Origin of the sequence: Siphonobacter sp. BAB-5385 (assembly GCF_002261125.1) — a bacterium.
Lineage (GTDB): Bacteria > Bacteroidota > Bacteroidia > Cytophagales > Spirosomataceae > Siphonobacter.
Window position 1 is genome coordinate 1 of sequence record NZ_NMPS01000197.1, and the last position, 8625, is coordinate 8625.

The following is an 8625-nucleotide window of genomic DNA, read 5'->3' on the forward strand; positions in this document are numbered from 1 at the left end:
CCGTCTGGATGAGTTCTTCCAACTCCTGACTCCCCAACAAGATCAGGCTAAATAAGTCATAAGGTTTTGAGTAAACGGAAAATCCCGGGTCTGAAGAGGCTCGGGATTTTCCGTTTTTACCCGCATTTTCTTGTCCGTCTGCACCAGGGCTATCGTCGAACCCTGTATCTTTCCAGCCGATTATACGTCTTCCGTTTATGGAAAATAAAATTCTCATCATTGATGATGAAAATCGCTTACGCAGTTTGCTAGCCCGCCTGCTGAAGCTTGAACAGTATCAGGTTCTGGAAGCCGAGAACATCCGTTCCGGGTTAAAGGTACTCGAAGAAAATAACAACATCGAAGTAGTCCTCATGGACGTTCGTCTGCCCGATGGCAACGGTGTGGATACGGTACAGAAAATCAAGCAACGCTATCCTTGTATGGAAGTATTGCTACTGACGGCTTACGGTACCATTCCGGATAGTGTGACGGCCATGAAAAACGGAGCTTTCGACTATCTGGTGAAAGGGGATGATAATGACAAAATCATAACGCTGGTAGCCAAAGCCGCCGAAAAAGCCCGCTTACAATTTCGGATTCGGGAACTGGAACAACAGGTCGCTGGCAATCTGTATGCACTGGATCAGATTCAGGGACAATCGCCCGCCATTCTTCGGGCCAAAGATCTGGCTCGAAAAGTCGCTCATACCGATACAACGGTGTTATTGATTGGAGAAACGGGTACCGGTAAGGAGCTTTTTTCGCAAGCAATCCACCGGGAAAGTAATCGTCGAACCAAAACTTTTCTGGCGATTAACTGCGGAGCGTTCTCGCGTGAACTGCTGGAAAGCGAGCTGTTTGGTCACCGGGCCGGAGCATTTACGGGAGCGTTGAAAGACAAGAAAGGTTTATTTGAAGAGGCCAATCACGGTACGCTTTTTCTGGATGAAATTGGTGAGCTATCGCTGGATCTACAGGCCAAACTACTCCGCGTACTCGAAAGTCAGGAGTTCATCCGCGTGGGTGATACGAAACCGACGCAGGTAAACGTACGCATTATCGCCGCGACGAATCGTGATTTATTGAAAGAAAGTCAGGAAGGGCACTTTAGAGCTGATTTATACTATCGCCTGTCCGTTTTTCAGATTGAACTCCCGTCCTTACGCGAACGTCTTGACGATTTACCCTTACTGGCTCAGGGATTGGCTCGTACGCTTTCCGAGCGACTTCGCATTCCGTTTCGGAACATCGATCCGGGCTTTCTTCAGCAACTCAGTCAGCACGCCTGGCCGGGTAATATTCGGGAACTACGCAACGTCATTGAACGGGCTCTGATTCTGACCGAGGATGGTATTTTACGAGCCGATAATCTGCCGTTCCGGGAAAGTACCACGCTGGATTCTTTCGAACTTTCCGCCGTCGAGCAACGGCACATCCGTAAAGTACTGCAGCACACGCAGGGTAATAAAACGGAAGCCGCCCGTTTATTGGGTATTGGACTAACCACACTGTATCGTAAAATTGAAGAATATCAGCTGGGGTAATGTCAAGGATTAGGCTGAGCCGCAATTCTCCAGAAACAACCCGTTGGAACGGTTGTTAAACAGGTAGCTATAAAACAGAACCGATACTTTACAAAGGCAACCATTCAACCCTATGAAAAAGCTAGTTTTTTGTTGGTTAGGAATCCTCAGCGTATGGAGTTGTAAATCCAGTTCAGATCCCTTTGAAGGCATAGAAGCTTTGCCGATGGGCATCTATGATGTACAACTGTATGTGTTGAATGGCGACACGCTTTACTACAGCCCAAGCATCAATAAAATCGAAGCCGGAGCATTCTATATTGAACCGTATCGTACCAAAACCGACTCAATTAGCTTAATAACAACCGTCAATCGGCCAGGAAATCTGGGGCAGACGGTAGCAGAAAATTTTCATGGCTTAGAAAAGACCAGTAGCGGTTATAAATGGTCAGCTGCGTATCGAACGGATGAAGACTACCGGGGCAAAATTCAGAACGATACGCTTTATCAAAAAAAAAGCCTTCAATCCTTAGGGTGGCTAGCGTTGCCCAACAACTATCAGATCAAAGATGCTACTTCCCCACAGCTAGAAGGTATTACGATTATAGCCACTAAACGTTAGGCCAGTAACTAATCGTTACTAGAAGACATCAAAAGGTTCGTCGCCAGGTTTCAAGGTTACGTTCGAAACCCAGTACTGCAAGCTTTTTCCCCTTAAGCTTCCCGTTTATTCACATACTGCATCAGGACAATGCCACACGCAAACGCTCGGGTTTGAACCAGAGTCAACGGTTGGTACTGCGTAAGCTCCTGAAAAATGGGCATTCCCTGTCCGATTGCTACCGGATTAATCAGCAAATGGTATTCGTCGATCAGGCCGTGCTGAATCAGAGAGGATACAAACGTAGCTCCGCCGTACGTGATGAGATCGCCGCCCGGCTGTTGTTTCAATTGATTGATTTCCTGAATTAAATCCTGAGCCAGTACCGTATTTTCCCAGGCTGATTCAGCTAAGGTCCGGCTAAATACTACCTTGGGTGTTTCCGTAAACTTTTGTCCGGCTGCTACTTCCGGATGCTCCGCCTGAGCCGCTACCGATGCCCAGTAGGGGATGAATCCTTCGGCGAGTTTCCGGCCCAGAAGGATGGTATCCACGGGTTCGGTAATCTCGCCCACGTAGGCTTCCAGGTCCGGAGTCCAGGGGCAGGTCATCCAGTCCATTTCACCGTTGGGTCCGGCGATGTAACCATCAAGGGTCATTTGTACCTGTAATTTCAATTTTCGCATGCTTCTGTTTTTTTGACAAAGTACGCGGATGAATGGCTCGCAAGCGGGGGCTTAATGCGTCTTTGAAAGGGCCGATTGCGACAGTACGGATTCTGATGGCAGCGTAAGCGTTTCTGTTTATCTTTAAGAAATTCTTCAGCCCATGCGATTTGATTTATACCTTCCCAGTACCGCACTCAGACCGTACATCCGGCACCTGGCCATTTCGGAAAGTGAAGCCGAGCAGGCGTATCCCGTTTTTCCGGACACCTCATTGGTCCTAGGATTTCAGTACGCCGGGCGATTAGCTTATCTCACGGATTCACAGGAAGTGCCCCTGTCCGCCTTTGGTGTAACGGGCCTACAGGATTCCGTTCGTACCTTTAAAAATACGGTTAATACCGCCACTGTACTGGTATACTTTACCGAAACCGGAGCAGCTCATTTTTTCCGGCAACCGGTACACGAGCTGTTTCTGGAAAGTCTATCCCTCGACCATTTTTTCCCTGCCGCTACGCTGGAAGAGCTCGGTGAAAAACTCACGCAGGCCAGCACCGACGAGCAACGCATTTCCGTAGTAGAACACTTTCTGTTCGAGCAGCTTCAGTTGCTCCCACCGGATCGGCTGGTGGAAGCGGCCGTACATCGGATTTATCAATCTAAAGGACGGATACGTATGCTGGATCTGGCCAACTCACTGAACAGTAGCCCTAGTGCCTTTGAGAAACGCTTTCGCCGGGTGGTCGGAGCTTCGCCTAAAAAATTTGCTACGATTGTACGTTTTCAATCCCTTTTGGAGCAGTATCCACTAGTCAAAGACGCGGCGGAATTAGGCTATCTGGCGGGGTACTACGATCAGGCTCACTTCATTAAAGATTTTAAACGCTTCACTGGTTGTACCCCGGAGCAATTTTTCCGATCTCGCTCAAAAAACGATTTTTTACAATCCTGGCCCGATGGTAAGGAGAATCTTTGTGCTCTCACCATTCGCTAGCGTATGTTCACCTTAGATCAGATTCACGAAATTCATTCCAACGTCAAAAGCGGAGCCGACTTCCCGCAGTATGTACAGGAACTCAAAGCCCTCGGTGTAAATTACTATGACTTATACGTCGCCGATGGCCGGGCCGTGTATACAGGTGCCAATGGATTTCAGCTGTCCAGTGAAGCCCAGTATCCCGCTCTGCCAATTTCGGAAGAGTCTTCCATCGACCAGCTCAAACACGCTCTGCTTATTCACCAGCAGGGCCAAACGGATTACCTCACCTTTTGTCAGCAGGCGGCTCAGGCGGGAGTAGAAAAATGGACAACTCATATGCTCGACCTAACCGTAGTGTATTACGACCCCGCAGGAAACCCTCTAGTAACCGAAGCCATTCCAGCTGTCTAAGCACTTCCCAAGAATAATCATTTAGTCCGCCATCCTTTTACCCTTCCAAAATGAAAAATGACCCTTTCATTTTGGAAGGGTTTTTCATTTCCTATCAATTCATTTCATCCGTAATATCCTAACAACCAGCAGCTAAAAACCAACAACCACTCTCTGGCATACGCCTTGAATAGTAGAGAACAGACTAACATTTCTTCCTCATGCTATTCACGATTATCTGGTTACTGCTTGGGCTGGTCTGCTTCTGGCTCTTTTTCAAATCCGTCGACTTTTTCGAAAAAATCTGAAAGCCATGTTTCTCACCCTCTTTGTTTTAGCCCTTCTGGTTTTCGCGTACATGGTTTATGTACTGCTCAAGCCCGAAAATTTTTAACGTATGACTACTGAACTACTGGGCATCGCTCTGATTTTCGGAATCACGATTGCCCTTTCGATACCCTTGGGCCGCTATATGGCCCGCGTTTACGCCGGAGAGCGGACTCTGCTTGATCCGGTACTCGGTCCCCTCGAACGGTTGTTTCTGCGGATTTCTGGCATTGATACCCTCCGGGAAATGACCTGGAAAGAGCATTTGAAAGCGTTACTGACCATCAACCTCGTCTGGTTCCTCTGGGCGATGTTCGTCCTAACAAATCAAAGCTGGCTACCCTGGAATCCCGACGGAAACCCCGACATGACGCCCGATCTGGCATTTAATACGGCCATTAGCTTCCTCGTCAACTGTAACCTCCAACACTACTCCGGAGAAACGGGCGTTTCGTACTTCACGCAGATTTTCTGTCTGAATTTCCTGCAATTCGTATCCGCCGGTACGGGGATGGCCGCGGCGTGATTGTGTTTAAAGCCATCCGCGATAAACAGACGACGCAGCTCGGCAACTTCTACGATTTCTTTCTGAAATCCTGTACCCGCGTGCTGCTTCCCCTCTCGCTGATCGTCGCTGTAACGCTGGTCTTCAATGGCACACCCATGAATCTGGAAGGCAAGGCTTCGTACGTATCCATGCAGGGCGATAGCGTACAGGTGTCACAGGGACCGGCGGCGGCCATGATCGCCATCAAACACATTGGAACGAACGGGGGAGGATATTTCGGAGTGAACTCCGCTCACCCGCTCGAAAACCCCAGTTATTTCACGATGATCGTGGAATTGCTCGCTCAGACAATTATTCCACTGGGGATGATTTTTGCCCTGGGTTATTACATCCGCAACCGGAAATTCAGCTACATAGTGTTCGGGGTAATGACCGTTGGTTTTCTGGCCTTACTGGCTCCGGCGGTATGGAGTGAAGTACAGGGAAACCCCGCTATTGCTCAGTTGGGCATCAATCAGCCCGGCGGTAGCATGGAAGGCAAGGAAGTGCGTTTTGGCTCGGTCGCTTCGGCGTACTGGAGCATCATTACAACCGTCATTTCTACAGGTTCCGTCAACGCCATGCACGATAGTACCATGCCCTTATCCGGTATGGCTGAACTGCTGAGTATGATGACCAACGCCTTCTACGGCGGTTGCGGGGTCGGTATTCTCAACTTTTACATCTTCATCATCCTGGCGGTATTCATTTCGGGTTTGATGGTAGGCCGTACACCCGAATTTATGGGTAAGAAAGTGGAAGGCCGGGAGATGAAAATCGCCATGATTGTAGCCCTTCTGCACCCTTTGCTCATTATGGCCGGTACAGCGATTGCGAGCTATCTGGCGGCGGGCGACGTGAACATGGGCTGGTGGTATGTCAATGCCGAAGGTCAACCTAATACGGCGACGGCCTGGCTGAATAACCCCGGTTTCCACGGATTCTCGGAAATGCTGTACGAATACACGTCTTCGTCGGCCAACAACGGTTCCGGTTTTGAAGGGCTGGGCGATAATAATCCGTTCTGGAATATTACTACGGGTATCTGTCTGATCTTTAGTCGCTTCCTGCCCATTATTGGTCCAATCGCCATTGCAGGTCTACTGGCCTCGAAGAAATACATTCCGGAGTCGGCGGGAACGTTGCGTACCGACACAGGCACGTTTGGCATCATGGTCTTTGCCGTCATTGTCATCCTCGCCGCTCTGGCGTTCTTCCCAGCCCTGGCCCTGGGACCGCTGGCTGAATACTTCTCTATGTAATAGTTATCTGTTTTCGGTTGTCCGTTTTCAGTGAATGCCTGCTGAACTGACAACTGAAAACTAAAAACTGAAAACGAATCCATGAGTACTAAATCCACCCGGCTGTTTGAACCTGCATTGGTGCAGACGGCCATTCGGGAAGCTTTTGTGAAGCTGAATCCCCGTAGTCAATTTCGTAACCCGGTGATGTTTACCGTGGAACTGGGTACGATCGTTATGTTGCTCGTTACGGTGTATATCGCGGCGACGGGCGATCAGAGCCAGGGTTCGCTGGCGTATAACCTGATTGTTTTCATCGTGCTGTTGCTGACCCTGCTTTTTGCCAACTTCGCCGAAGCTCTGGCCGAAGCCCGTGGCAAAGCTCAGGCCGATAGTTTACGCAAAACCCGCGAAGAAACGCCCGCCCGGCTCGTACAACCCATCGGTGAGCTATACGTGGGCGAGATCAAAACGGTGCCGTCTTCGCAACTGCGTAAAGGAGATGTTTTTCTCTGCGAAACGGGTGACATCATTCCTTCCGACGGCGAAATTATTGAAGGGATTGCGACCATCGACGAGTCGGCCATTACGGGCGAATCGGCCCCGGTAATCCGGGAAGCGGGTGGCGACCGTTCGAGCGTAACGGGGGGTACCAAAGTGCTTTCCGATCAGATCAAAGTACTGGTCACGACCGAACCCGGCGAGAGTTTTCTGGATAAAATGATTGCCCTCGTTGAAGGGGCTTCCCGTCAGAAGACCCCGAACGAAATTGCCCTGACGATTTTACTGGCGGGTTTTACGCTGGTCTTCGTTATTGTGTGTATTACGCTGAAGCCTTTTGCCGACTACGCAAACACACCTATCCCCATTGCGGCCTTCATTTCGCTTTTCGTTTGTCTGATTCCGACCACGATTGGCGGTTTGCTTTCAGCCATTGGTATTGCCGGTATGGATCGGGCGTTACGGGCGAACGTGATTACCAAATCAGGAAAAGCCGTGGAAACCGCCGGCGACGTCGATACGCTACTACTCGATAAAACGGGTACGATTACGCTGGGTAACCGTCGGGCGACGCACTTCTGGCCCGCGAATGGAGTAACGGAAAATGATTTCGTGGAAACCGCCCTTTTGTCCTCGCTGGCCGACGAAACACCGGAAGGAAAATCCATTGTGGAGCTGGCCCAGCAGCAGGGAATCAAGGCGAGTTTACCCGCGGGTGTGGAACTGATTCGTTTTACGGCGGAAACCCGTTCTTCGGGCGTCAATCTTCCTTCGGGCGTTCGGATTCGGAAAGGAGCCCAGGATTCCATCCGTAATCAGGTAATTCGGCAGGGGAATACGGTGCCGGCGGAGATTGCGGATCGGGTGAAAGCGATCTCGCAAAACGGGGGTACGCCACTGGTAGTCGCTCAGAATGATGAAGTACAGGGCGTGATTGAATTGCAGGACATCATCAAGCCCGGTATGCAGGAACGTTTCGAGCGTTTACGAAAAATGGGCGTAAAAACCGTAATGGTAACGGGTGACAACCCCCTGACGGCAGAGTACATCGCGAAGAAAGCGGGGGTGGATGACTTCATCGCCGAGGCCAAGCCCGAAGATAAAATGCAGTACATTCGGACCGAGCAGGCGAACGGCAAGCTCGTCGCCATGATGGGTGACGGTACCAACGACGCCCCGGCTCTGGCTCAGGCTGACGTAGGCGTAGCTATGAACTCAGGTACGCAGGCCGCCAAAGAGGCGGGAAACATGGTCGATCTGGACAATGATCCGACGAAGCTGATTGAGATCGTGGAAATCGGAAAACAGTTGCTGATGACTCGCGGTACCCTCACGACCTTTTCCATTGCTAACGACGTCGCCAAGTATTTCGCCATTGTACCGGCTCTGTTCATTCTCAGTATTCCGGGCTTGCAGCGTTTGAATATTATGCGGCTACACAGTCCTGAATCGGCCATTCTTTCGGCGGTTATTTTCAACGCCATCATCATTCCTATGCTGATTCCGTTAGCTCTGAAAGGCGTAGCGTACAAACCCATCGGGGCCAGTGCTCTGCTTCGCCGCAACCTGTTTATTTACGGTCTGGGCGGGGTGGTCATCCCCTTCATCGGCATTAAACTGATAGATCTGGGCGTATCACTGTTCTTTTAATAGAAGTTGAGTGGATGGTTGGGGAGGCAAGCGGGCAAGCGATTTACCTAGCCGAACTTCATCCTTTAGAGACAGCCAATGACTAGCCCGTGAGCATCTTCGAGCATTTATTGATAGTTGTTGCTTGGAATTAGCCGATTTCTGCATGGACGAAATAAAACCGCATCCCGTCCTATCGCGATAAGTCGCCTACTTCCTCGGCAATGCGGTGGCCTAGAG

7 protein-coding genes and 1 pseudogene are annotated in these 8625 nt (G+C 50.2%); 6 read left to right on the plus strand and 2 right to left on the minus strand.

What is annotated here, in order from left to right; translation table 11 throughout:
• Positions 1–220: hypothetical protein (locus BWI93_RS28310; RefSeq protein ID WP_217902311.1), on the minus strand; the 220-nt coding region annotated here is incomplete at its 3' end.
• On the opposite strand from BWI93_RS28310, the gene BWI93_RS19280 reads away from it, so the two are divergent.
• Together BWI93_RS19280 and BWI93_RS19285 are read left to right on the plus strand one after the other, a co-directional pair.
• Positions 198–1526, plus strand: a complete 1329-nt coding sequence (locus BWI93_RS19280) for a sigma-54 dependent transcriptional regulator (RefSeq protein WP_094814294.1) — start codon at positions 198–200, stop codon at positions 1524–1526. The genes BWI93_RS28310 and BWI93_RS19280 overlap by 23 nt on opposite strands.
• Before the next feature lie 112 nt (positions 1527–1638).
• A complete protein-coding gene (locus BWI93_RS19285) occupies positions 1639–2127 on the plus strand; it encodes a hypothetical protein (RefSeq protein ID WP_094814296.1) in 489 nt (162 codons plus the stop codon).
• Positions 2128–2219: 92 nt separating this feature from the next.
• Here BWI93_RS19285 and BWI93_RS19290 read toward each other — a convergent pair whose 3' ends face one another.
• The gene (locus BWI93_RS19290; RefSeq protein WP_094814298.1) at positions 2220–2792 is read right to left on the minus strand and encodes a dihydrofolate reductase family protein; all 573 of its coding nucleotides are present in this window, start codon (positions 2790–2792) and stop codon (positions 2220–2222) included.
• A gap of 142 nt (positions 2793–2934) precedes the next feature.
• On the opposite strand from BWI93_RS19290, the gene BWI93_RS19295 reads away from it, so the two are divergent.
• From BWI93_RS19295 to kdpB, 4 genes and pseudogenes are all read left to right on the plus strand, one after another.
• Positions 2935–3765 (plus strand): AraC family transcriptional regulator, encoded by an 831-nt coding sequence (locus tag BWI93_RS19295; protein WP_094814300.1) that lies wholly within the window; start codon positions 2935–2937, stop codon positions 3763–3765.
• Positions 3766–3768: 3 nt separating this feature from the next.
• The gene (locus tag BWI93_RS19300) at positions 3769–4161 is read left to right on the plus strand and encodes a DUF1398 domain-containing protein (protein ID WP_094814302.1); all 393 of its coding nucleotides are present in this window, start codon (positions 3769–3771) and stop codon (positions 4159–4161) included.
• A 451-nt stretch (positions 4162–4612) separates the two neighbouring features.
• A pseudogene (kdpA, locus tag BWI93_RS19310) lies at positions 4613–6276 on the plus strand (potassium-transporting ATPase subunit KdpA).
• Between the two features lie 81 nt (positions 6277–6357).
• On the plus strand, positions 6358–8406 hold the full coding sequence (gene kdpB, locus BWI93_RS19315; RefSeq protein WP_094814306.1) for a potassium-transporting ATPase subunit KdpB: 2049 nt from the start codon (positions 6358–6360) through the stop codon (positions 8404–8406).
• Positions 8407–8625 lie beyond the last annotated feature (219 nt).

Bases quoted from the DNA above. Each gene is read 5' to 3' on its own strand.
- BWI93_RS19295 (WP_094814300.1), top strand. From the start codon at position 2,935: ATGCGATTTGATTTATACCTTCCCAGTACCGCACTCAGACCGTACATC.
- BWI93_RS19290 (WP_094814298.1), bottom strand. From the start codon at position 2,792: ATGCGAAAATTGAAATTACAGGTACAAATGACCCTTGATGGTTACATC.
- BWI93_RS19280 (WP_094814294.1), top strand. From the start codon at position 198: ATGGAAAATAAAATTCTCATCATTGATGATGAAAATCGCTTACGCAGT.
- kdpB (WP_094814306.1), top strand. From the start codon at position 6,358: ATGAGTACTAAATCCACCCGGCTGTTTGAACCTGCATTGGTGCAGACG.
- BWI93_RS19300 (WP_094814302.1), top strand. From the start codon at position 3,769: ATGTTCACCTTAGATCAGATTCACGAAATTCATTCCAACGTCAAAAGC.
- BWI93_RS19285 (WP_094814296.1), top strand. From the start codon at position 1,639: ATGAAAAAGCTAGTTTTTTGTTGGTTAGGAATCCTCAGCGTATGGAGT.